At 43.2% G+C, this 24,307-nt stretch carries 24 protein-coding genes; 18 read left to right on the top strand and 6 right to left on the bottom strand.

The genetic code is table 11. The features are described 5' to 3' along the window. Positions 1-154 precede the first annotated feature (154 nt). On the top strand, positions 155-550 hold the full coding sequence (locus AZ46_RS07130; RefSeq protein ID WP_029280634.1) for a hypothetical protein: 396 nt from the start codon (positions 155-157) through the stop codon (positions 548-550). Positions 551-561: 11 nt separating this feature from the next. Here the strand turns inward: AZ46_RS07130 and AZ46_RS07125 are convergent, their stop codons facing one another. Continuing rightward, positions 562-1,668, bottom strand: a complete 1,107-nt coding sequence (locus AZ46_RS07125) for a citrate/2-methylcitrate synthase (protein WP_029280635.1) — start codon at positions 1,666-1,668, stop codon at positions 562-564. Positions 1,669-1,776: 108 nt separating this feature from the next. Here AZ46_RS07125 and AZ46_RS07120 point away from each other — a divergent pair, with 108 nt between their 5' ends. The 7 genes from AZ46_RS07120 to AZ46_RS22430 all read left to right on the top strand — a co-directional run bounded on the left by AZ46_RS07120 (position 1,777) and on the right by AZ46_RS22430 (position 6,982). Next, positions 1,777-2,655 (top strand): LysR family transcriptional regulator, encoded by an 879-nt coding sequence (locus AZ46_RS07120; protein ID WP_029280637.1) that lies wholly within the window; start codon positions 1,777-1,779, stop codon positions 2,653-2,655. A gap of 14 nt (positions 2,656-2,669) precedes the next feature. Next, positions 2,670-3,734 (top strand): undecaprenyldiphospho-muramoylpentapeptide beta-N-acetylglucosaminyltransferase, encoded by a 1,065-nt coding sequence (locus AZ46_RS07115; RefSeq protein WP_029280639.1) that lies wholly within the window; start codon positions 2,670-2,672, stop codon positions 3,732-3,734. A 60-nt stretch (positions 3,735-3,794) separates the two neighbouring features. Next, positions 3,795-4,040, top strand: coding sequence for a hypothetical protein (locus AZ46_RS07110; protein ID WP_029280641.1), 246 nt, complete (start codon positions 3,795-3,797; stop codon positions 4,038-4,040). A 174-nt stretch (positions 4,041-4,214) separates the two neighbouring features. Beyond that, the gene (locus AZ46_RS07105; RefSeq protein WP_029280643.1) at positions 4,215-4,751 is read left to right on the top strand and encodes a sigma-70 family RNA polymerase sigma factor; all 537 of its coding nucleotides are present in this window, start codon (positions 4,215-4,217) and stop codon (positions 4,749-4,751) included. Beyond that, positions 4,752-5,159: a PadR family transcriptional regulator gene (locus tag AZ46_RS07100; protein WP_029280644.1), complete on the top strand. Its 408-nt coding sequence runs from the start codon at positions 4,752-4,754 to the stop codon at positions 5,157-5,159. It begins immediately after the preceding gene. A gap of 4 nt (positions 5,160-5,163) precedes the next feature. Further along, entirely contained in the window at positions 5,164-6,423 is a 1,260-nt protein-coding gene (locus tag AZ46_RS07095) for an FtsW/RodA/SpoVE family cell cycle protein (protein WP_029280646.1), read from the top strand. 430 nt (positions 6,424-6,853) lie between these two features. Beyond that, complete coding sequence (locus AZ46_RS22430) at positions 6,854-6,982, top strand: hypothetical protein (protein ID WP_267881646.1); 129 nt, start codon at positions 6,854-6,856, stop codon at positions 6,980-6,982. A gap of 572 nt (positions 6,983-7,554) precedes the next feature. Here AZ46_RS22430 and AZ46_RS07090 read toward each other — a convergent pair. Continuing rightward, positions 7,555-7,902 (bottom strand): cyclic-phosphate processing receiver domain-containing protein, encoded by a 348-nt coding sequence (locus AZ46_RS07090; RefSeq protein ID WP_029280648.1) that lies wholly within the window; start codon positions 7,900-7,902, stop codon positions 7,555-7,557. Positions 7,903-8,129: 227 nt separating this feature from the next. Here AZ46_RS07090 and AZ46_RS07085 point away from each other — a divergent pair, with 227 nt between their 5' ends. The 5 genes from AZ46_RS07085 (at position 8,130) to brnQ (ending at position 14,200) form a co-directional block, all read left to right on the top strand. Beyond that, positions 8,130-9,176, top strand: coding sequence for an ArsR/SmtB family transcription factor (locus AZ46_RS07085; RefSeq protein WP_029280649.1), 1,047 nt, complete (start codon positions 8,130-8,132; stop codon positions 9,174-9,176). After that, a complete protein-coding gene (locus AZ46_RS07080) occupies positions 9,173-10,363 on the top strand; it encodes an MFS transporter (protein ID WP_029280651.1) in 1,191 nt (396 codons plus the stop codon). The genes AZ46_RS07085 and AZ46_RS07080 overlap by 4 nt, the downstream gene beginning before the upstream one ends. 156 nt (positions 10,364-10,519) lie before the next feature. Continuing rightward, positions 10,520-11,920 carry an alkaline phosphatase gene (locus AZ46_RS07075; protein ID WP_029280653.1) on the top strand — a complete coding sequence of 467 codons (1,401 nt, stop codon included), beginning with the start codon at positions 10,520-10,522 and terminating at the stop codon, positions 11,918-11,920. A gap of 86 nt (positions 11,921-12,006) precedes the next feature. Next, positions 12,007-12,681 (top strand): DUF4352 domain-containing protein, encoded by a 675-nt coding sequence (locus tag AZ46_RS07070; protein ID WP_029280655.1) that lies wholly within the window; start codon positions 12,007-12,009, stop codon positions 12,679-12,681. A gap of 199 nt (positions 12,682-12,880) precedes the next feature. After that, positions 12,881-14,200: a branched-chain amino acid transport system II carrier protein gene (gene brnQ, locus AZ46_RS07065; RefSeq protein ID WP_029280657.1), complete on the top strand. Its 1,320-nt coding sequence runs from the start codon at positions 12,881-12,883 to the stop codon at positions 14,198-14,200. Here brnQ and cls read toward each other — a convergent pair. After that, positions 14,197-15,408, bottom strand: a complete 1,212-nt coding sequence (gene cls, locus AZ46_RS07060) for a cardiolipin synthase (protein WP_051865320.1) — start codon at positions 15,406-15,408, stop codon at positions 14,197-14,199. The genes brnQ and cls overlap by 4 nt on opposite strands. Before the next feature lie 185 nt (positions 15,409-15,593). On the opposite strand from cls, the gene AZ46_RS07055 reads away from it, so the two are divergent. Further along, on the top strand, positions 15,594-16,481 hold the full coding sequence (locus AZ46_RS07055) for a peptidylprolyl isomerase (RefSeq protein WP_029280660.1): 888 nt from the start codon (positions 15,594-15,596) through the stop codon (positions 16,479-16,481). 27 nt (positions 16,482-16,508) lie between these two features. On the opposite strand, the gene AZ46_RS07050 is transcribed toward AZ46_RS07055, so the two are convergent. Beyond that, the gene (locus tag AZ46_RS07050) at positions 16,509-17,000 is read right to left on the bottom strand and encodes a hypothetical protein (RefSeq protein ID WP_029280662.1); all 492 of its coding nucleotides are present in this window, start codon (positions 16,998-17,000) and stop codon (positions 16,509-16,511) included. A 181-nt stretch (positions 17,001-17,181) separates the two neighbouring features. Here AZ46_RS07050 and bioB point away from each other — a divergent pair, with 181 nt between their 5' ends. Continuing rightward, positions 17,182-18,180, top strand: a complete 999-nt coding sequence (gene bioB / locus AZ46_RS07045; protein WP_029280664.1) for a biotin synthase BioB — start codon at positions 17,182-17,184, stop codon at positions 18,178-18,180. Between the two features lie 446 nt (positions 18,181-18,626). Here the strand turns inward: bioB and AZ46_RS07040 are convergent, their stop codons facing one another. Then, the gene (locus AZ46_RS07040) at positions 18,627-19,811 is read right to left on the bottom strand and encodes a M14 family zinc carboxypeptidase (RefSeq protein ID WP_029280666.1); all 1,185 of its coding nucleotides are present in this window, start codon (positions 19,809-19,811) and stop codon (positions 18,627-18,629) included. A 320-nt stretch (positions 19,812-20,131) separates the two neighbouring features. On the opposite strand from AZ46_RS07040, the gene AZ46_RS07035 reads away from it, so the two are divergent. Together AZ46_RS07035 and AZ46_RS07030 are read left to right on the top strand one after the other, a co-directional pair. Then, positions 20,132-21,001, top strand: coding sequence for a cation diffusion facilitator family transporter (locus AZ46_RS07035; protein WP_029280668.1), 870 nt, complete (start codon positions 20,132-20,134; stop codon positions 20,999-21,001). 19 nt (positions 21,002-21,020) lie between these two features. Next, positions 21,021-21,305: a hypothetical protein gene (locus AZ46_RS07030; protein ID WP_029280669.1), complete on the top strand. Its 285-nt coding sequence runs from the start codon at positions 21,021-21,023 to the stop codon at positions 21,303-21,305. Between the two features lie 73 nt (positions 21,306-21,378). Here the strand turns inward: AZ46_RS07030 and AZ46_RS07025 are convergent, their stop codons facing one another. Then, positions 21,379-22,287: a LysR family transcriptional regulator gene (locus AZ46_RS07025; RefSeq protein ID WP_029280670.1), complete on the bottom strand. Its 909-nt coding sequence runs from the start codon at positions 22,285-22,287 to the stop codon at positions 21,379-21,381. Positions 22,288-22,482: 195 nt separating this feature from the next. Here AZ46_RS07025 and AZ46_RS07020 point away from each other — a divergent pair, with 195 nt between their 5' ends. Further along, positions 22,483-24,306 (top strand): assimilatory sulfite reductase (NADPH) flavoprotein subunit, encoded by a 1,824-nt coding sequence (locus AZ46_RS07020; RefSeq protein WP_029280672.1) that lies wholly within the window; start codon positions 22,483-22,485, stop codon positions 24,304-24,306. Position 24,307 lies beyond the last annotated feature (1 nt).

The raw sequence follows: 24,307 nt of genomic DNA, 5'->3' as shown, positions 1-24,307 counted from the left end.
TTACTATTAAAAAAATTCTCCGTTACATAAAGGGCTCTGGGAGAGGTCGCTGACGAACGTCACCCGGAACTGTGAAAATAAAAAAGCTTTTTTCTGCCTGATTAGTTGTAACGATATCCTTCTTAAAAACGTCATATGTTTGAGGGGGATTTTTATGAAGAAACTCTTATTGGCAATTGTTGTATTTCTATCCGGCTGCTCTATGGAGCCAAAATATCTGACCGAATTTTATACAGGCACACTGGATGAAGTAACAAAAGCCGTCATCACAGACGGCAGTTCAGGATATAGAAAAACAATCAGCGACCAAAAAGAAATAAAAGAATTGATGAACAGGATGCAAAATGTCACCTTTATTCAAGAAGAGAATCAGGAGGACCGCTCAGGATTCAGATATGCCATTGCCTTCTTTGAAGGAGAAACACAAACTTTTCAATTCAGTATAAATGAAGTAGATGGAACCTATTATCAAACAGAGCCTGATTTATATCCTCTTATTGATGATTTTTATAAAAAGCTTCCAGAAGAAGAGGAAGCTATTTTCCATTAGAAACTCAGAAATTAGGATTTTTTCTCCTGGGAAGAATGCCCGTTCGGCACACGCCAGGGACCAACATACTGCGCATCTGGTCTGAACAAAATGTTATTGCCTTCCTGCTCAAGAATATGGGCAGTCCATCCGGTTATCCGGGCAGCAGTGAAGACCGGCGTAAACAGGTCAGCCTTCATGTTCATGGATTTCATGATGGCTGCTGCATAAAACTCAACATTTGTATATAAAGCTCTTCCAGGTTTCAGCTCCGACAGAATATTCACAGAAGCTTCCTCCACTTTCAACGAAAGCTTCATCCAATCATCATCTCCCGCTTCTGAAAGCAAAACCGCTTTCAGTGCTTCTGCCCTGGGATCCCGGGTCTTATAGACTCTGTGCCCAAACCCCATTAACCGTTCACCTCTGCACACCTTCTGCCTGATTAATTCTTCAATATCGCTGCTTTCTGCCGCTTCAGCTAAAAAGGATAGTACCTCAGAAGGTGCTCCCCCGTGAAGAGGCCCTTTCATCGTGCTAATAGCAGATGTTACGGCTGAATGGATATCTGACAGCGTTGATGCCGTGACCCTGGCAGAGAAAGCAGATGCATTCATTCCATGTTCCATCGTTAAAATCATATACGTTTCAAGGGCCCTTCTTTGTGTTTCAGTCGGCATGCTGCCAAAGAGCATATATAGAAAATGTTCTGCATGATCAAGATGATTAACGGAATCAGGAAGAACGCGGTTATCCATCCAGGCTTTTCGGCAGGCAATCATGACAGGGACGACGGCAGTCAAGCGAATGGCTTCTTCAATAGACGGAGGACCTGAACCTAGAGCTGATACTGCTGTCCTAAGCACACTCATCAAATCCATTTCGCGAGGCAGACTTTTTAACAGAGATGCCACGTGACCCGGCAGTTCCCGTCCCTTTTGTAATTTTCCCTTTAACATTAAAAGCTGTTCCGCATCCGGCCACTCTCCATACCAAAGCAGATAAGCCGCCTCTTCAAATGTGCGCTGAGATACCTCGCTGATGTCATACCCCCTGTAAATAAGCTTTCCTTCAGCACCATCAATAAAGCTGATTCGTGTTTCGGCTGCCGTTACTCCCTTTAATCCATAATGAATCATGAAAAATCTCCCCTTTCCTTTGATGTCTTTATTTTATAAAATAATGATTATTAAGAAAATTAAATCTTTTTAATTGGGTTGATTAAGATAATTAATCAGGAGGGGCTTATGGAATTTTCCTGGATTCAAACATTTGTAACAGCTGCCGAATGTCAAAATTTCAGACGGGCTTCAGAACTGCTGTTTATTTCACAGCCATCTGTGACGGTTCATATTCAGCTTTTGGAAAAAGAGCTTGGAATCCTGCTTTTTCTTCGCGAAGGAAGAAAGGTCAGGCTGACGGAAGAGGGGAAGGTGTACCTTACCCATGCGAAAGAACTTCTGGCTGTTTATCAGGAGGGCATCCTCAAGCTAAACACGTTTCAACAGGGATATACCTCACACCTTACCCTTGCCATTTCGCCCTTAATTGCCGATACAATCCTGCCGTTTGTATTAAAAAGATATACTTCCACGTATCCACAGGTCGAAATATCCGTTAAAATAGTAGAATCGGCAGAAATTGAACATGCAGTGCTGAGTGAGAACGCAGATCTTGGTCTATCCTGCATGGACAGCCTTCACAGTGAACTCACTTCGCAGATCCTTTACAGGGACAGGGTTCTTCTTGCAGCTCCACACGACGGTGCGGATTCAGAGAGTGCGCTGCCCCTTGACCCGGAAGAGCTCTTGACATCAAATTACCTTCTCACACATAATCATCCTGTATACTGGGATTCTTTGTGCAGAGCAGTTAAAATGAAAATTCCCGGAGTACGGATGATGGAAGTCACTCAGATCCACATCACAAAACGTTTTATCGCAGAAGGGCTTGGCGTTTCCTTTCTTCCTGCCTCAACAGTGCGCAGAGAATTGCTTGAAGGAAGATTGCTTGAAGTGGACTGTCCATTTCTTCCATTGCCTGAAGCCTGTACATATGCCATTATGAAAGACGTTCATAAAAAACAAAAAGAATTTTTGGCTTTTTTAGCGCAATTCAGAATTTGAAGGAGGGCTTACGCCTGATGAAAAAAACGATTGTCTTTACAGGAGGCGGCTCTGCAGGCCACGTTACACCGAATATGGCCATCATTGATGAGCTTGACCGCAGTGCCTGGGACATCCAGTACATTGGTTCAAAAAAAGGAATCGAGAAGGAACTGATTGAAAATATCCAGATTCCGTATCACGGCATTTCGAGCGGGAAATTAAGACGCTACATTGACCTTGAAAACGTGAAGGACATCTTCCGGGTTATGAAGGGCTGCCTTGATGCCAGAAGAGTCTTAAAAAAGCTGAAGCCGTCAGTTGTCTTTTCTAAAGGCGGCTTTGTTACCGTTCCGGTGATTATTGCAGCGAAATCTCTCAACATCCCGGTTTTCATCCACGAAAGTGATATGACACCGGGTCTTGCCAATAAAATTGCCCAGCGCTTTGCGACAAAAATTTTCACATCATTTGAAGAAACATTGGCCTATTTCCCTAATGAAAAAACCGTTTCGATCGGCTCTCCGATTCGCCGCGAAATGTTAAAGGGATCACCTGGCAAGGGAAGAGAACTTCTCGGCTTTGATGGAAGAAGACCGGTTCTAACAATCATGGGCGGAAGCCTTGGCGCCAGAAAAATCAACGAAACGGTAAGAGCGGCACTGCCTAAGCTGAAAGACTATCAGATCATCCATCTTTGCGGAAAAGGAAACGTGGACGAATCCCTGATCGGCAACAAGGATTACAGACAGTTTGAATATGTACACGGCGAGCTTTCCCACTATCTTGCAGCCACTGACTACGTCATTACAAGAGGCGGCTCTAACTCAATCTTTGAGTTTCTGGCACTGAAAATCCCGATGCTGATCATCCCGCTGACAAGAAGCCAGAGCAGGGGAGACCAGATCATGAACGCCAAATCATTTGAGAAAAAAGGCTATGCGATGATGCTCGAAGAAGAAAACCTGACAGAAGAATCTCTACTTACCCATCTGGCCGATCTGAAAACGAACAAAATGGACATGAAAGATACGATGAACAGACTGAATAAAAAAGATGCGATCGGCATCCTTGTGGAAGAAATCAATAAGATTGGATAGCTAAACAAAACACGTCATGACAAATGGCGTGTTTTTTAACAGGGACGAGGTGGTGTTTTCATGAGTGAAAAAAAGCAAACCGGCATTGACAAGCACAATCAGCTGGATAAACTCCCATTCAGCTGCAGCAGCACGAAAAACGGCATCGTGTTTATAAATTATTTTCACAAGCAGGTAAAAATCCTAAAAGGAAAAGAAGCGGAACAATTCCTGAAAAAGATGGAGGCTGCAGCAGATGAAAAAGCAAAGCAGCTGATCATGGCTAAAATCACTGGGAATTTTAAACGGGGAAATGAGAAGGGGTAAGCTGCACAAGATCACAGCTTTCATCACAAAAACTTTTTCGGAAAAATAATAGAATGCGCAGCGAAGCAGCTGGGCATTTTTTTTCGGTTTCAGGCAAATGTGGCCACTATTTTTACATAATCAAAAACCAAGTCGCATTCAGAATCGTCTAAGTAAAGGAAAGGAGGGGGATAAATGGAAGAGTGGGCAGCAGATTTCATAGAAACAAAAGACTATGAAACTCTTATAGATGAAATCATGCACGAATACGGCACTGAAATTCTGAAGCTTGTGTACACTTACGTCCGAAATCAGCAGACAGCTGAAGACCTGACTCAGGACATATTTGTTAAATGCTACAGGTCGCTTCATACATATAACGGAAAATCAAAGCTCAGAACATGGTTATGGCGAATTGCAATCAATAAGTGCAAGGATTATTTAAAGAGCTGGGATTATAAACATGTAACTCCGTCAAATGATCAATGGAAAGATTCACCTTCAAGTGAGGAAACAGAATACGCTGTTATAAAAAAAGAAGAAGAGTCTGAACTCTTTTTTGCTGTAATGAATCTGCCTGTAAACTACCGGGAGGTCATTTATCTTTATTATTTTGAAGAGCTTTCTATAGATGAAATTGCCAGGATAACAAGCTGTGCGGCAGGCACGGTAAAAACAAGAATGCGACGTGCAAAACAGCTTTTAAAAGCGGGCCTGAAGGAGGAGTTGTAGGTGGAAGAACAATTAAGAAAGCTGAGTGAAAGTTCCGGGAACCAGAATTTTGACAAATTGACGTTTTCAGAAAAACACAGAGAAGGCGTATGGAAACGCATCGGTAAAAAGGAGAAATCACCTTCTTGTCTCCTGAAAGATGTTCTGCAGCTTCTGATTCATGAGAAAACAGGGTATGAACTGAGCGTTCTCCTAAGAGCAAGAGGCAATTCAGCTTTTGATGAAAATGAGGGAGCAATCTACACCTTTCTTCATGAGCTTGAAAAGAAAGAATGGATCCAGTCATCCTGGCAAGGAAAGCAATCAAAATGTTATGTGATTACTTCCAGGGGAAAGAAGATATTAAAGCGTGAAGAAAAAAAATCCGCAGGTACAGAAATCTCCCTCAGTGAACTATTGGAGGGATAAAAATATGAGAGAGACAAGGAATTCCTATCTTAGTAAAGTAAAAGAACAAATAAAGTCAAAAGATGCAAGAATGATGGTTGAAATGGAATTAAATGCTCATATAGAAAGCATAAAGGAAGACTTGGTGAAGAATGGTCTCACCGCAGATGAAGCAGAAACAAAAGCCATTGCCCAAATGGGGAATCCTGTAGGAATCGGAAAGGATATGAATAAGATTCACCGGCCAAAAACAGATTGGGTGCTGATTCTTTTATTCACACTATGTATGGGGGCAGGATTTCTTCCGGTTTTCATTGGAGAACCTGTTATGCTGGTTAAGAAAATCCTGATTTCTATAGCTGGAGCAATCACTCTATTCGTGTTTATGATGGTCGACTACCGAAGATTAGAAAGGACGGGCTGGGTTTTTTACATACTGGGAATAGGTTTTTTGCTTATCGTACCAGCTTTTGCAAACCAAATTATTAATGGAAGTTTATCCATACAGATCGGTTTCTTCAGATTGGAAAGTCTTATAAGCATCCCATTTTTTTTCGTGGGCTGGGCGTCTTTTTTGAATAACCGCAGCTTAAAAGTTTGGCACGCCATCTTGCTGTATATCGTGCCAATATTGCTTTTTGCCCAGCTGCCTGCTGTATCTGCCGCTGTACTATATACGGTCATGGTCATTTCTATGGTTTGCTTCAGCAAGTTCTCAAAAAAAGTCATCCTATCATTATTGACAGCGGGAGGTGTTCTGGCAGGCATTTTGCTTTTTTCCGTATTTGTCTTCTCATCAGCTGAGAGAAAAAGCCGTCTTGACGCTTTTCTTAACCCTGAAAAGCACTCAAACGACGCGGGTTTTCCCATCCTCTATATTAGAGACTTTATTCTGGATGCAGGCTGGTTTGGTCAGACGCAAAATGAATTTCTAATGGGTGATTCACTGACAAATCTTGTCTTTGTTTCAATTACAGCAAGCTTCGGCTGGCTGGTTGCCGGTGCAGTTGTCATCCTGCTCTTCCTTTTTATCTTCCGTCTTGCGGTTTATGTGCCAAGGATGAAACATACATTTGGAAGATTACTGTTGGCAGGCGCAATCTCACTTTTTGCAATGCAGGTTGCCGTAAACATTGGTATGGCTCTAGGACTGCTTCCATTAATGACAATGTCTCTTCCATTTATAAGCTATGGACTGATGCCTGTCCTTTTAAATTCAGTTTTAACTGGGGTAGTGTTAAGTGTATATCGGCGAAAAGATCTGTTAGGTTTCGAATCCAGGTAATAGGTAGAAAAGAATAAATGGAACATGTTAAAAAAAATTCCAGTTGATGAAACTGGAATTTTTTTATTGGGAAAATGAGCTTACCTCCAGTGCAAGATTTTTTTAAATTAATATATGTTCTAAAAGAAAATAAGATAATTCTCTTAAAATTGAATGCCTGTTTTTTATTCTAAATAAACTATGTTCTAACAAAACATCCTCTGGAAACTTGAGTACTGATTCAGCACATAAAGTTCTAAATGATGAACTAAAAAAACTGTGTTCCAAATAATCACACTTGAAAAGACAAACTAGTTGCCAAGAAAAGTTTAATCATTAGCTTTCAACAAATTGGTTTACATAAGAAGGATACAATAAACAAGGAGATATTTTAATGAATCTCTACTCTGGAGTATGAGCATCATACTCTTTAGAGGGGAGGTGGAGACACATGCCAAACCGCAATGACAATAAGTTCAGAAAGATTGAATCAGAAAGCCAGAAACAAGGAAAAACGCAGGAGGAATATGCTGCTGAGCTTGACAGCAACCGTGCGAAAAGCCAGCAAAAGAAGAAATAAGCTTTGGAAGGACTGCTGATGGCAGTCTTTTTATATGGAGAATTTACGGCGAATTTTGTTTTCAACCGTTAAGTGCCCAAAACCGTCTTCGAGAAAGACACAAATATAGATGGTGCACTCTGTCATTTAGGAGGCAGATGGAAATTTTCAAGTTAACGTCTGTTTCCAGCAAGTAACAGATATTCTTTTTCAAGTAAAAGAGGTATTCAAGCAAGTATTCTGCACTATGCGGCAAGTAACGCACTGGGTGCTGCCTCGATCGACGTTATCAAGCGTTAAATGCCCAAAACCTTCTGCGAGTAAGACACAAATATAGATGGTGCACTCTGTCACTTAGGAGGCAGATGGAAATTTTCAAGAAAACCTCTGTTTCCGGCAAGTAACGAATCTTCTTTTTCTAGTAAAAGAGGCATTCGAGCAAGTATTTCGCCCTATGCAGCAAGTAACGCACTGCCTGCTGCCCAGGTCCACGTTTTCAAGCGTTAAATGCCCAAAACGGCTGCGAGCAAAGTTCTCTTTCTTAAGGCAAAACAAAAGAGGCACCCCGGAGAGTCCCTCAATAATTTAGTATGTTATCGCATTTTTCTATCCGAAGCATGGAGAGGCATTGGTTTGAGAATCACTTTTATTGATTTTGGCATTTCGAAGTCTTCCTGTGCCTGTTTAAAATGCCTGTACATCGCCTTGCTTCCGGCTGCATTGGCCGAGTGGATGGTAATGCGGTTTGCATAAAGATGATGCCTGACCATGTACTGTACCAGCATGAGCCCGTTTCTGGTCTTGCTGACCAGATCGTGATCAAGGGACAGATGGTCTACGCGATTAGTTTCTAATAGCGCAATGCATTGGTCTATATCTTCCGCCAAAACATATCCGCTGGGGCAGGTCCGGTAATCATCCATAAAGACACTGATTGTCATGATGATTTCCTCCGATCTCATGTGACCTGACTTCAGTGTAACATACTTGAATCTAATTAACAGGAAAAGAATTTCCATTCGAGGGAAACAGACAAAGAAAGTCAAAAAGCCCGCCAATCTGCAGAAAAAGGCGTTTTATCACCTATTTTTGCAAGGGAGTTTATTCTAAAAGTATTGAATTAATCATTCTAATTATTTAGAATGAAAAGAAAGGAGATGGAAAAAATATGAATCTATTGAATACGTCATTTGAACGGATATCATACGGCGTTCAGATTAAAACATCATTGTTGTTTGAATGTGCTCTTGGCATCGCCATGATTACCTATCCTAAGCTTCATGATCAGCTTGAAATGACGAGGGCGGAACTGGATGAGCTCAAGCTGCGGCTTTCCAGTGAACTGACAGCAGAGCTTGACTACTGCCAGGAGCACAACACGTGGAAAATGCTGCTTCAGCTGCTTCATGTGAAAGACTTCTCCAGTCCGGGGGAATTCTATCAGTTCTTAAAGTCACTTTCAGAGAGTGAGCTTAAATATTACGCACTGCCTTTCGTGGATATCATGCAGGAAAAAAACCGTCTTGCAGCTTCTAAAGGGGATAGGGAAGCTGAAAATGATTTGGTTCTGGCCTGCAAGGGTCATGTCTTTTTTCCGCAATTGATTCATTTTGTATGCAGCAGCAAACATACTGAACTGCTCAATCATTTCCAGGCGCTAGTAGACGGCTGGTATAACGAAGTCATTCTGCCTGAAAAGGACTGGACCAGCGGTGTTTTGGAAAGGGATGTTCTTGAAAAGAGAAGCATTAGCCAATTAGAAAGTCCTCATAAAACGGTCCTGAAAGCTGCTGGAATTGATTATAAGCCTGAACAGGGAATTGCCGATGTGATTTTAATTCCTCACGTGGCATACAGGCCCTGGACGATTCAGGCAGACCTGCCTGCTGCAAAGGTTTTTTACTACCCTGTAAGCGACAGCAGCTTAATGAAGAGCACGGATCCTTTTGAACCGCCGGGACAGCTTGTGCAAAAGCTTAAAGCAATTGGCGATGAAAAAAGGCTCAGGATTCTCAAACTTCTTGTAAAAAAAGAGCTGACTTTAAAAGAAGTGACAGTTCTGGTCGGAATGGGGAAAACGACAGTCCATCATCATTTGACCCTCTTGAAAGCAGCTGGACTTGTTCACTTTAAAGGCAGTGTTTATAAAGCAGCTGGAGACTCAATTAAGGGGATAGAAAAGGAAATCTTTACTTTTCTGCATAAGGAAACATGAAACCGGTCAAGCTGCTTTTTTATAATCAGCTTTTGTCGGTCTTTTCAAGCACGTTCGGAACGTTCCTCCTTTCGTGGATCCTATATGAAGAGACCGGTTCTAAGCTTGCGATGGGCACCTTGTGGCTGGTCAGCATTTCGGGGCAGCTGATCGTTCAGTTTATAGCAGGACCCTATATAGACCGGTTTAAAAGAACAACAGTAATGAGAGCGTCAGAGGCATTAAGGGCTTTCGTATACTTGCTGCTTCTCCTATTTTTTACAGTCGGGTTCCATGAGGCGGCCCTGTTATATGCAGCGGCTTTCTTAACCTCCATTACTGCATATGACCCTGCTGCGGCAGCACTTGTTCCAAAGCTTGTGCATAAGGAGGAATTGGTTAAAGTAAATGCAGGAATTTCAGGAGGTGTGCAGCTGATGCGGTTTTTGACGCTGCCCGCAGCAGGGTTTCTTGTATCGGTTCTGAATGGAAAAAGTTCTCTCATTCTTATTGTCTGTGCATTTTCAATTTCATTCATCATGATAGGGTTTCTGCTCGAAAAGCATACAGAAATCGATGACAAAGCAACATGGATAAAGAAATTCAAAGAAGGCACTCTCGTTTATCGTAAACATAAAATACTCCTGTTCCTCGGCGGGCTTGTCTCCATTACAAGCTTTGGCGTGTTTGCTGCCCAGACCATGTATATTCCATTTGTCTCAGAAGTACTGGGAGGTTCATCATTTGAGTATGGCCTGTTTGCCGCTTCTTTTCCCCTTGGTTACATAGCCGGCAGTTTTGCGGCATCCAGAATAAAAGTAAAAGATACATACATCTATCAAATCATGATGCTTGCCCTGTTTATAGGAGGCTCTACTTACTTGGCGCTTGGTGATGCAAAGACTCTGGCAGCGGCGATGGTCATTGAAATCGCAGCAGGTGCAGCTATGCCCTTTTGGAATGTCTACAGCACGACGCTTTATCAAAAGCTTGTGCCGCAGTCCATTCTTGGGCAGGTTTTCTCAGTCAGGTTTCTTATGACAAAGGCAGCTGCGCCGCTTGGAATTGTTTACGGCACTGTATGTGCTGCTCAATTCGGTATACAGTTTCTTTTTCTTTCAATTGGTGCCATCATTTGCACCGTTTCGGGGGGAGGACTTCTTTTTTTTGCATTCAGACGCAGATCATCTGTCTTTCAGCTTAAGTGACTGTAAAGGTAAAAAATGCAATCGTTTTCTATTTGTTTTCTGTAAAGAAACTGTAAACAACGGACATCTATACTTTACAATCTCTCAAAACTTCCTTAAAACTCTTCCCATAGACTAGTACTTGTATACAAAAACATTCTATTGGAGGTTTTTTGATTGTTTAATAGAAAACTTGGAAAAATTACTGTTCCGGTTGCAGTGCTTTCAGCTGTAGTTGCCGCAAGTGTCATTGGGAATTTTCCAAATGCGAAGGCAAGTGAAGCAGAAGCTGCTGGAAATAAACCGAATGAAATAAGAAACGTTATTTTCCTGGTTGGAGACGGAATGGGTGTATCATATACATCAGCATACCGCTATCTGAAAGACGATCCTTCTACACCGCAGGCTGAGCGTACAGAATTTGATCAGCACCTTGTCGGCAATCAAATGACCTATCCTGAAGATCCTAAAGAAAATGTAACAGATTCAGCATCGGCTGCTACAGCGATGTCAACAGGATATAAGACTTTCAATGCTGCAATCGGCGTAGACAATGACGGTTCAGAGCTAAAAACGGTTTTAGAATCGGCAAAAGAAAAAGGAAAGGCGACAGGTCTTGTTGCTACGTCTGAAATAACTCATGCTACACCTGCTTCATTCGGTGCCCATGATATGAGCCGGAAAAACATGAATGGAATAGCAGATGATTATTATGATGAACTGATCAACGGCAAACATAAAGTGGATGTCATGCTGGGCGGTGGCTTAAGCAACTTTGACCGGGCTGACCGCAACCTTACAGAAGAATTCCAGAAAGACGGGTACAGCTATGTGACATCGAAAGAAGAAATGATGAAGGATAAAAATCAGCAGGTTCTTGGACTGTTTGCGGATGGCGGCCTTCCAAAAATGATTGACCGCGAAAAAGAAACACCTTCTCTTGAAGACATGACTAGCTCAGCTCTTTCAAGACTAAATCAAGATAAAGACGGGTTTTTCCTGATGGTTGAGGGAAGCCAGGTTGACTGGGCCGGACATGACAACGATATTGTAGGAGCCATGAGTGAAATGCAGGATTTTGAAAAAGCCTACAAAGCAGCGATTGAATTTGCCAAAAAGGACAAGCATACCCTTGTTGTGGCTACAGCAGACCATTCAACTGGCGGTTATTCAATCGGAGCTGACGGTGATTACAACTGGTTTGGAGAGCCGATTAAAGCTGCAAAGCGCACACCTGACTTTATGGCTTCCCAAATCGTTGAAGAAGGCGCAGATCCTGAAAAAACGTTAAAACAGTATATCGATCTTGAACTGACGGCAGAGGAAATCAATGCTGTCAAAGATGCAGCAGAAAAAGGGAAAGCAGACAAAGATAAAGGAATTCTCCGTGTTGATAATGCGATAGAAGCCATCTTTAATAAGCGCTCCAATACAGGCTGGACGACAGACGGACATACAGGGGAAGACGTTCCTGTCTTTGCTTACGGACCAGGTAAAGAATTGTTCGCCGGTCATAAAGACAACACAGATCACGCAGAAATCATCTTTGATATCCTAGAAAAAAGCAAAAAGAAATAACCAGGCTGTATCACGACTCTGCCGCATGGGCGGCGGAGTCTGTGTTCATGCCGGCAGATTGGCAAATGGAGAAAGGGGACTACACGATGAAACATGCATGGCTTTTGCTATCTCTGACAATCGTACTTTCTGCTTGTTCTGCACAGGCGACAGAACCTGCCCAAATTGAGAAGAAACAAGAACAGAAGACTGAAACGGCCGCACCATCACCCTCTAATCAAAAAGCCGCTGAAGACAGCTACGTACCAAACCCGCAGATAACGGATGACCGTTCACTCCTTGAACCGGGTCAAACCGTGAAAGATGACAAAGGCGCAGCTGAGCTGAAAGCCATCAGCAGCCTGAATCAGACAATTAAAGCAGGCGATGTGGAACTGACGATTAAAGATGTGAAAATTATCGAGCATACGCCTGCCTACAGCATGATTGATTTTTTTCACACATTCACACATGATGAAACGTTTGACATCATCAAAGCGGAGGTAGAAGTGAAAAACACGTCAGATCAGCCCGTCTACTTCTCACCTGTTGCTATGCTGGAAACAAACAGCGGCCAGCGGTTTGACTGGGAATCCGATATTTACCTTGAAGATCTAAACGGTGAACTTGGGGCAAATCAGACCAAAAAGGGTAACATCGGATTTATTCTGGAACATTCCGAAGAGCCTGTTAAAAGTGTCACGATGCTGACTAGCGATGTGCTGAATGCCAATCAGAAAACAGAAAGCAAAGCTCAGAAAATAACAGTTCCATTCAAATGAGACAATACGATCAAGTATTGTCTTTTCTTTTGGAAAAAATTTATAAAATGAAGGTAAACGCATTCATTGCCTATAGAACAAGGTTTGATAAAAGGCGCTTAAAAATGCTGAAAAAAGGAACTAGTCAATCAATTTTTTAGCTGTTATACTTTGAACTATTATTTTCATCATAGAACCTTCATCTTAAAGGAGTTTTTGTATGGCAAAGGAATTTTCAGCAAAACAGATCATGTTTATCAGTCTTATGTTATTTTCCATGTTTTTTGGAGCAGGGAACTTAATCTTCCCGGCTTTTCTTGGACAGGCAGCAGGGGACAATCTTTGGCCTTCTCTTGCAGGCTTTATTCTTTCCGCGGTGGGTCTTCCCATTCTCGGGGTTATCGCAGTTGCTAAAGCAGGGAGCTTTCATGAATTAAATTCAAGGGTTCACCCTGTATTTGCCCTTATTTTCCCGTTTATTATTTACGTTTCGATCGGACCTGGACTTGCGATTCCAAGAGCCGGAAGCTTAGCTTTTGAAATGGGGGCAGCGCCTTTTCTTCCCGCTGAGGCTGCGGGTGCTCCTGCAGCACTGTTCATTTATACAGCGGTCTTTTTTGGCTTAGTGTACTGGCTCAGCATGTCCCCGTCTAAGCTTGTGGACTTATTCGGAAAATTGCTTACGCCGATTGTGCTGACGCTGATTCTGGTTATTTTTGTGAAGTCTTTGATTACACCGATTGGAGAAAGTGGACAGGCATCAGGCAATTATGGCTCGAGTCCTGTTTTTCAGGGGTTTCTTGATGGATACTTGACGATGGATGCACTGGCCGCGCTTGCTTTCGGTATTGTGATAGCAACTGCTATCAGATCACAGGGTGTAACAAATGAAAAAGCACTATCCCGCTATATGATGTTTGCAGGAATGGGAGCAGGCCTGCTTTTAACCATCATCTACATTCTTCTTGGCACAATGGGTGCAGCGAGCGCATCTCTTGGAACATCTGAAAACGGCGCCCAGATTCTGACGAATATTATGACGAGCCTGTTCGGTACAAGCGGCAGCGTCATACTTGGGCTTGTCTTTACACTGGCTTGTTTCTGCGTATCCATTGGGCTTGTGATATCGTGCAGCCAGTTTTTTGCAGGGGCTGTGCCTAGAGTGCCGTATAAGGTATGGGTATTGATTTTATGTCTGGCAAGCACAGCCGTTGCAAATCTTGGACTGACTCAGATTTTGACCGTTTCTGTGCCGATACTGGGCATGATTTACCCAATTGCCATCGTGCTGATCATTCTTGCACTGGTTCATTCTTTCATCCAAAACAGTCCTTACATCTATGTAACTACGGTTCTTTTCACAGGCCTCTTCAGTCTGGCGGATACAGTTAATCAAACATTTCTCAGTGAAGCACTGACACCTGCCCTAAGCTACCTTCCGCTTTACGGCGAAGGCATTGGCTGGCTTGTTCCGGCATTACTGGGAGCTGCTGTTGGGCTGGTTTTAGGAAAAAGAAAACCATCACGCGTTCCAGCTTAAAAATAATAATAAATCCATTCTGGGGTTTTCATAAATGAACGCTCCCAGGATGGAATTTCTTTTATAATCGCTTCGTTCAGCTTCCGGCTGTTTTTTTTATCCTCTTCAATCTCAGCTGAAATGGTCTTGATGACTTCTGTGTCGTAGATCAGGCAGCTCGCTTCATCATTTAAATAAAAGCTCCGCGGATCCCAGTTTGCTGTGCTGATATTCGCCGTTTTACCATCAATCAGCATCACTTTCCCATGAAAAAATCCTTTTGTATACAAATAAATATCCACGCCGCGGTTTAACAGCTTTTCTGTTTTTGGATAGCTTGGAGGCTTTGTAAACCATGCGTCTGTATGGTCAGGGACGAGGATCTCAACTTTGACGCCATTTTTCCGCGCATCAATCAGCGCATCCATCATCTCATTGTTTGGTATGAAATAGGGAGTTGCAATAACAAGCTGTTTTCTTGCACTTCTTATTAAAGACAGGAGTTCTTTTTCCCATTCTCCTCCGGTTGAGAAAAACAGCCGATATTCAGAACCGTCCGTCCGGACAGGCTGATGTTTTTTAGGAGGCCTTTTCTGCCCGGTGTCTTCTTCCCAGTCTTTCAAAAATTGCTCCTCCACTTCATACGCGCCTTCACCGGCAATCCGCAGGTGATAGTCCCGCCAGTACCCGAAGCGTTTATCCTGGCCCAGATATTCTTCTCCCATATTGAATCCGCCTAAATAAGACACCCTTCCGTCAATAATGACAAGCTTTCTGTGATTGCGGTGATTCATTCTGTAAAAAGGATGAGTGATTCCGGTTTTCCTGCTGAACGTGAAGTGCACACCGCTCGCTTCAAGGCGATTAATTATTTTCCTGTTGATCTCTTTTCCGCCGATGCGGTCGACAGAAAGCATCACATCTATTCCGTTTTCGGCCTTTTTTTGAAGAAGGGACAAGAAGTTCAGGCCGACAGGATCGTCCCTGATGATAAAAAAATGAATATAAATGTAGTTTTCAGCTTCTTTAATATCTTGAAAGAGTGATTTATAAAGGCTGTCACCTTCGGGGAACAGGGTCAGATCCCCGTGGTATACGGGGGTTTTAATCATGCCGTGTTCATTGGTATAGTCCTTATATCCGCTTTTTACATCCCACTGAAGAATGAAAAAAGTGCAAATCACCAGTGAAATGCATACTCCAAACATAATCATCATTTTTCTCAGCATAAAAAAACTCCCGGAACGTAGTTATCTCTTATGGTTTGATAATCTCCTTCTAAATAACGAAGGGAATCTTTGGAATATCACTTTCATATCTTCTTCTCTCTTTGTTCATAGTTTATTCATAACTGCCCGTTATACTGGAAGGTGTTCAGCAAAAGATAGGAAGAAAATAGTTGGGAGTTATCAAAATGAAAAACATACTTGCAAATAAACTGACGTACGCCTTTTTAATGACAGGTATGCTCAGCGGGGGAATCGGCTGGGCTGTCGGTTCTGCGGATGACGACGGGGCTGTAGCCAGTGTGAACGGCGAAAAAATCAGTCAGGACAGGCTTTACGGGCTGCTTGCAGATCAGGGCGGATCTAAGCTTGTAGACTACTTAATTACAGAAGAAATCATCAATCAGGAGTCGGAAAAAAAGAAGATTACAGTATCTGATGCAGATGTTGACAAAGAGTATCAAACAATCGTGGAATCGTACGGGGGAGAAGAGGCCTTTCTCCAGCAGATTGAGGCTTCCGGCGGTTCTGCAGAGGCGGTAAAAGAGGAACTGAAAACAAATTTAAAAATTGAAAAACTGCTCGAGCCTGAGATTGACATTTCGGAAGATGAGATGAAAACCTATTTTGAAGAAAACAAAGAAAGTCTTTCTGAACCAGAACAAGTAAATGCAAGCCATATTTTAGTGGAAGATGAGGCGGCAGCAAAAGAAGTCAAAAGCAAACTTGATGGAGGAGCTGATTTTGCGGAGCTAGCCAAAGAATATTCAACAGATACCTCTAACAGCGGCAATGGCGGAGAGCTTGGCTATTTCGCAAAAGGCGAGATGACGGCAGCATTCGAAGAAAAAGCCTTCTCTATGAAAGAAGGGGAAATCAGTGATCCTGTAAAAACAGAGTTTGGCTATCACATTATCAAATTCGAAGACAAAAAAGCGGCAGTCCCGGCTGTATATGCTGAGAAAAAAGAGGAAATCAAGGAAGCACTTTTTGATCAGAAAATGCAGACAGCCTATACTGGCTGGATGGAAGAGAAAAAAGAAGAATATGAAATCCAGAATTCATTAGAGAGCTGAGAAGAGAGGGGGAAACCTCTCCTTTTTTTATGCATTTTTGATAAGCAAATAAAGAAGTACATGAATTAGTACCGCGGAGGCAATCATGTTTTTCCAATTAATGATGTAGCGGCTGCCTGAGGGCTGAATAACACCCATTGCTGCGATGTACCAGAACCATTTGCTGTCCCGCCATCTTTTCTTAGCCGGTACATCCTGCTTCTCATCCATACGTCTGTTTTCTCTTCTTGCCCACCATAAAACAACCAGGATATCTGCGATTGCTCCAGCTGTAACGGCGATAATGGCTGTTCGATCAGAGACTTCCCAAAGAGGCTTATCTTCCCGCTTTTTCTCTTCTTCTCTTTTAGCTTCCTGTACCTTGACTTGCTCGGCAAATTCTCCTGCAAAATCAGTCTTCTGTTCTTTAACTGTGGTGAAATTTACGGCCATAAGAATCAGCCACGCCATTAGACCTGCGTATAGAGCAAAAAAAACGGCTGTTTTTTTCTTTGGAGTATTCATCATTCTTTTTAGCATGTTCTTTTTCCTCCTAATGATTGGCTGATTTAATCGTACCATTCATATAAATGTAATAATTTGTATATATTGAACGTTTTAAGAACGTTTACATAATTTTGTTAACCTAAATAAAAATAAGTTGACATAAATCCTTGCTATTCTTTACGATGGAAGAGAACGACGAGATGGAGGGAATGCAATGAATTGGTCAACGCTTGCAAATGAAGTCATAAACGGCAAGGTATTAACAGAGGAAGAGTCACTTGAAATTTTAACAAGCGAAGATGATGAGATTCTTAGTCTTCTTCATGGAGCATTTTTGATCAGAAAGCATTATTACGGGAAAAAAGTAAAACTGAACATGATCGTAAACACGAAATCAGGCCTTTGTCCTGAAAACTGCGGCTATTGCTCTCAGTCAAGCATTTCAACGGCACCTATTGAAAAGTACAGGATGATGAACAAAGAAAGCATTTTAGAAGGAGCAGAACGCGCCTATAACCTGAAGGTCGGAACCTATTGCATTGTTGCGAGCGGAAGAGGTCCTTCTGAAAAAGAACTGGACACAGTTGTATCAGCCGTAAAAGACATCAAAGATCAATTCGGTCTTAAGGTGTGTGCGTGCCTTGGGCTGTTGAAGCCGGGACAGGCAGAACGCCTCAAAGAAGCCGGAGTCGACCGCTACAACCACAACATTAATACATCAAAAGAGCACCACGAATCTATTACAACATCGCATACATATGATAACCGCGTACAAACCATTGAAGCTGTAAAGGCGTCCGGTATTTCTCCGTGTTCGGGTGTGATCATCGGCATGAGAGAAACAAAAAAAGATGTCGTCAATATGGCATTCAGCCTGCGCGCACTAGACGCAGACAGTATTCCTGTAAACTTCCTTCACGCCATTGACGGTACTCCGCTTGAAGGAACGGATGAACTTGACCCGAGGTATTGCCTGAAGGTGCTCGCACTCTTCCGCTACATCAATCCGACGAAAGAAATCCGTATTTCCGGAGGAAGAGAAGTCAATTTAAGATCCCTGCAGCCGCTTGGGCTCTATGCAGCCAACTCGATCTTTGTGGGAGACTATTTAACAACCAGGGGACAAGAAAGCACGAGTGACCATGAGATGCTGAAAGACCTCGGTTTTGAAGTGGAGTTTGACTTTGAAGATCAGGAGGCAGTTAGGGTCTGATTGCTGGCTGTAGGAGTCATTCATGCAGGGCGGAGTGAGCTGAGTGGTCATGAGCAGGCGTGAAATGACCCTTCATGTAGGGCGGAGTGAGCTGAGTGGTCATAAGCGAGCATGATATGACCCTTCATGCAGGGCAGGGTGAGCTGAGTGGTGATAAGCGAGCATGATATGACCCTTCATGCAGGGCAGAGAGAGCTGAGTGGTCATAAGCGAGCATGATATGACCCTTCATGCAGGGCAGGGTGAGCTGAGTGGTGATAAGCGAGCATGATATGACCCTTCATGCAGGGCAGGGTGAGCTGAGTGGTCATAAGCAGGCGTGAAATGACCCTTCATGCTGGACTGAGTGAGCTGAAGGGTCATAAACGTACAAAGCAGGAAACACATCCCGTTTCCAAAAGAAAAATCCGAACTCCATACAAGTTCGGATTTTTCTTTTGCGTATATTAATAAGTGGATTCCGGAATTTCTTCATACTTTTCAGGATCGAGAGAGTATACGGTGCCGTCAGTTACACCGTTGATTACGCCCATTAATCCGGTTTCAACCGTTTTGACAAGCATCCCTTTTTGCTTTTGGCCAAAGTTCTGTGTTTGGCCTTTGACTTCAAAAAGAACGGTTCCGCTTCCGTTTAATGCAAAGGACCCAAGAGCTGTTCCAGGAAGGTCGAGATCCTGCTGATAGAGTGAAATGTTTGTAAATACGGAATCTCCTTTTGCCTGCAAGGCATCATAGACGGCAACATTCAGCTGCCTTGAAAAATCATAATCGTACCCGTTCGCGTATTGGGCATATTTATCTCCTTCAGGAGTTGCCGGATCAGGTACAAATTGAGCGGAAATGGACATTGTAGCGATTTCACCTGTATCCCCGACATAAGGGAAGCCCTGATGATGCATGTCCATAAAGACATCTACTTTTCCGAATTCTGCCATCAGATCTTTATAGACGTCTCGTACAGTCTGGGCTTCAGGCGTGATGTACCAGCCAGGTTTGTTGGAAGCTCCAGGAAAATCTGCTGCATTAGCAACGTAATCTAAATCAGGGTGGAAATCGCGGTTTACATCAAAGCCCGGATTAGCTGCATAGTCATCCCCCTGGAGAACCCTTGTATAGTAATTCCAGGAAGGGGTTGCTGAACTTAATTGCGGGTATTGCTCCGTAACCTCCGACCAGCTCATGTCATTTCCGCGGCGGTCGAGTTCAGAAGCATCTGCATTCATCATCGGAATGGCAACAATCGTCATCTCTTCACGTATTTTCTTTGCTGCCTCCGAATTGCTTGATCCGATCTTTTGAAGGATGTTCAAAAGCGCCACTGTACCGGTCTTTTCATTGCCGTGAATTTCACTTTGAACTAGCAGTACTTTATCTCCAGTGCCAACCCTTGCTGTATATATTTCTCGTCCCTGGTTGGTAGATCCGGCAACATCAACTGAAATTTTTCCTCCGCTTGTCTGTTCTAGCTGTCTCAGTTTTTTCTGAAGCTCTGCATAGCTTATAAACCCTTGTGTCTCAAGCGTCTCTGCTGCAGCTTGTGAAGGCGGAGCGAAACTGCCTGCCTGCGGAAAGACGAGTGCAGCTGCCATCAAGGCTGTACCTGCTGCTTTAACAAATGTTTTCTTCTTCAAATAAGCTCACCTCTTCATTTTTTGTTGAACAATCAGAATTTTCTGCAATAAGTGAGGGTATTCCTTGTTTTTTGACAGAAATGACGCTATAGGTTCAGAAAAATAGTGGATTTTAATGGTATTGCCAACCTTTTGCCTAGATTTGAGAAAGTTCTTTCGTCTTACGAAAGAAATAGATGTGCAAAAGAAGAAAAGTTTGTCTGAGCAAACTTTTTTAGACATTTGTTACTCTTGTTGAACCGCGAAAAAAGGTTGCTGTAGACTCACTCAAACCTTGACTGGTAAGATGTTCAAGGAACGAAAACGCGGAGGATCATTTGATGGAACAACAAAAATATGCAGATTTAAAAAAAGGCGAGCGGGGAGCGATCATCAGCATTGCTGCATACCTGTGCTTATCGGCTCTGAAATTGCTGATCGGATATTCAGCGAACTCTGAGGCACTTAAAGCGGACGGCTTAAACAACGCAACAGATATCGTTGCTTCAGTTGCTGTGTTCATAGGGCTTCGGCTGTCACAGAAGCCTGCCGACAAAGATCATCCATACGGCCACTGGAAAGCGGAGACAGTTGCGTCGCTTGTCGCATCTTTTATCATGATGGCCGTAGGACTTCAAGTATTGTACGGAGCTGTATTGTCAGTGTTTGAAGGGAAACAGGAATCACCGGACATGATCTCGGCATGGACCGGTTTATTCAGTGCTGCCGTTATGTATCTTGTTTATCGTTACAATAAAAGGCTTGGAGAAAAAATTAACAGCCAGGCAGTGACTGCGGCTGCGAAAGATAATTTGTCAGATGCATGGGTCAGTATTGGGATTGCGATTGGCATTATCGGCTCTCAATTCTCCCTTCCATGGCTGGATCCGGCTGCAGCCGTCATTGTCGGATTACTGATCTGCAAAACAGCATGGGATATTTTCAGGGAAGCTTCGCACCATTTAACGGATGGATTTGACGAAGAGGAAATAGAGGCTTTTAAAGAAACGGCCCTTTCTCTGTACGGGGTTAAAGGGGTAAAGGAAATTAAGGCGAGAAATTATGGAAACAATACAGTAGTAGACATCGTGATCCTGGTGAATTCCAATCTCGATATCCGTGATGCACACGATATTTCTACAAAAGTCGAAACGATTTTAATGAAGAAGCATGAAGTGTACAATGTACATGTACATGTAGAACCGAATTAACAGAAAGGAGGGTGTGCAAGTGGATTCTGAACTCATGTCAAATTTTATTCGTATAGGCCTTCCGCTTCTGGTTATGGCGGCTTCGGTCTTTCTTACTCTGAAACTTCCTTATAGCAGAAGGTTTATACCGCCTGTGACACTCGCCATTTTAGCAGCTCTTGTATACGTCATCCCAACCTTTTTACAGGGAAATGACAAGGATCTGAATGATGTGCTGCTGACGCTGTATTTTACAATGACCCTGATGCTCAGCTGTATGCTGAGTCTTATAGCTGCTTTGTTTTTCAATAAAAAGAAGAATTAGCAAAAAGGCCCAGCACATGCTGGGCCTTTTTCGTATGGCGCAAAACTTGAATTCCGGTCTTACTCACTCGCCGTTATTTTTTTGCCAGCCTCATCTCATCCGGCCACTTGTTCTTTAGTGAATTAATAAACGTTTTCACTATCTTCTTATCTTCACTAACAGGCGAGTACAGGTAGGAAAGAGTCCTTGTAAACCGCTGATTTTTCATATGAATAATTGAAAGGTCTTTATTTGCAACATCCCGTTCAATGACGCTTTTTGAAAGAAAGGACAGGCCCGTTCCGTTCATTAGCGTTTCTTTTATTCCCTGATTGCTGCTGATGGTAAGCAGTGATTTTACTTTAAGGCCGTTCGTCCGTATGACGTGATTTAAATATTCACGTGTACCTGAACCAACTTCGCGGGTGACCCACGGCTGGTTGTGCAAGTCGGCAAAAGTGACCTCTTTTTTCAGACCAAGCTCATGATCCATGGAGGCAACGATAAAAAGCTCATCCTGCATAAACGGGTGGACGGAAAGTTCACTTTCGTTCGTATGCCCTTCAATGAGACCAATATCGACCCCATGCATGCGCACGCTTTGTACAATTTCCTGTGTGTTTCCGATCAGTACCTGCAGTTCAAGCTCAGGATAATCTTTTTGCAGATCAAGCAGCAGGGAAGGGAGGATATACTCTCCAATTGTAAAGCTTGCGCCAATTTTCAATTCCCCGCGGATGGCATTTTGGTGTTCGAGAATATCCTGTTTGGATTGTTCATATAAAGAAATCATCCTTTTTGCACGGTCATACAGAATTTCGCCCGTTGGGGTAATCTGAAGAAACTTGGGAGACCGGATAAAAAGCTTTGTCTCAAATTCTTTTTCAAGGTTTTTAATATGAAGACTGACGCTCGGCTGGGACATGCGGAGCGTTTCTGCTGTTTTTGTAAAGTTTTTCACCTCTGCAAGAGTAATAAATGTTTTCAAAGCATCATAGTGCAAAATAGAAAGCCACCTTATCATTAGAAATCTTAATAATCATCATAAATTAAATGTATTTTACTAATTTTCTGTTTTCAGGTAAAGTAGAAATAGTATTTTTTTATAAAGGCTTTATAAAACAAAGTCATAAAACCGACTTTGCGTATAGGGTTAATTGTATTGGTAGTTCCAAATTCGTTTGCGAGGTGGGTATCGTTGCAACTTCAGGTAAGTAACAGTCCGTTTAATCAGGAGCAGGCAGAGCTTCTTAACCGCCTTCTGCCAACATTATCAGAAACACAGAAGATCTGGCTGACGGGATATTTGACAGCCGCACAGGCTGCTGGACCTATTGGTGTTCTGGCGCCTAAGGCAGGAGAGTCGGCACTTGTTCAAAACACAGCACCCGTTTCAAAAGAAGTGACCGTTCTATACGGCTCACAGACGGGAAATGCACAAAGCCTTGCTGAAAACGCAGCAAAAACACTGTCCGAACAAGGCTTTCAAGTAACTATTTCTTCTATGAACGATTATAAACCGAATCAGCTGAAAAAAGAAAAAAACCTCTTGATTGTCGTCAGTACACATGGTGAGGGAACTCCGCCTGACAATGCGCTCTCATTCTATGAGTTTTTGCATGGAAGAAGGGCACCTAAGCTTGATGGCCTGAATTTTTCCGTTCTGTCACTTGGTGACAGCTCGTACGAATTTTTCTGCCAGACCGGCAAAGACTTTGATGGGAAGCTGGAAGAACTGGGTGGAACGAGAATCTTTCCGCGCACTGACTGCGATCTTGATTTTGATGAGCCGGCTGCAGAATGGATCAGCGGTGTGATTACTTGCTTAAAAGAGAAGCAGGGGGACAATGCCGCTCCTGCTGGTGAAGTGTCTGCTGAATCAGCACAGCCTTCTGCCTACTCCCGCACAAATCCTTTCCGTGCAGAAGTACTTGAAAACATCAACTTAAATGGACGCGGGTCAAATAAGGAAACCCGTCATCTTGAATTGTCCCTTGAAGGCTCAGGTCTTACATATGAACCCGGAGACAGTCTTGGCATTTATCCCGAGAATGATCCCGTGCTTGTTGATCTCTTGCTTGAAAAAACGGGATGGGATCCCGAGAGCAGTGTGACGATCAATAAACAGGGAGACCGTTTGTCCTTGCGGAACGCCCTTTTAACTCATTTTGAAGTAACTGTGCTTTCAAAGCCGCTTTTAGAAAAACTGGCAGGCATATCAGATCAAAGCGTGCTTAAGGAGCTTGTTTCACCTGGAAAAGAAGATCAGCTCAAAGCGTACATTGAAGGCCGCGACCTTATTGATCTGATTGAAGATTTTGGTCCTTGGACTGTTTCGGCAGAGGAATTTGTTCAAAACCTCCGCAAAATGCCGGCGCGCCTTTATTCGATTGCGAGCAGCCTGACGGCAAATCCCGATGAAGTGCACTTGACCATCGGCGCAGTCAGGTATGAAACACACGGACGAAAGCGCAGCGGGGTATGCTCCATTTTAACAGCCGAGCGGCTTCAGCCCGGCGATACCCTCCCTGTATACATACAGAAAAACCAGAATTTTAAGCTGCCTGAGAATCCTGATGTGCCGGTCATTATGGTCGGACCCGGAACAGGCATCGCCCCGTTCCGTTCATTCATTCAGGAAAGAGAAGAAACAGGAGCAGGAGGGAAGTCATGGCTGTTCTTTGGCGATCAGCACTTTGTCACAGACTTCCTTTATCAGACGGAATGGCAAAAGGCTCTTGAAAATGGTAGTTTGACACGAATGGACGTCGCTTTTTCAAGGGATACAGCAGAAAAAGTGTATGTTCAGCACCGCATGCTTGAGCAAAGCAAAGAGCTGTACGCTTGGATTAAAGAAGGGGCATATGTCTACATCTGCGGAGATGAAAAACACATGGCCCATGATGTTCACAGCACGCTTATCAGCATTATTGAAAATGAGGGCGGCATGAGCCGCGCGGCAGCGGAAGAAGTTCTTGCCGGCATGCAGCAGCAAAAACGCTATCAGCGCGACGTCTATTGAG

The sequence above is a fragment of the Metabacillus indicus LMG 22858 genome (assembly GCF_000708755.2).
GTDB classification, from domain to species: Bacteria; Bacillota; Bacilli; order Bacillales; family Bacillaceae; genus Bacillus_P; species Bacillus_P indicus.
Note: the sequence above shows the minus strand (reverse complement) of the source record. Positions and strands in the feature narration are given on the sequence as shown.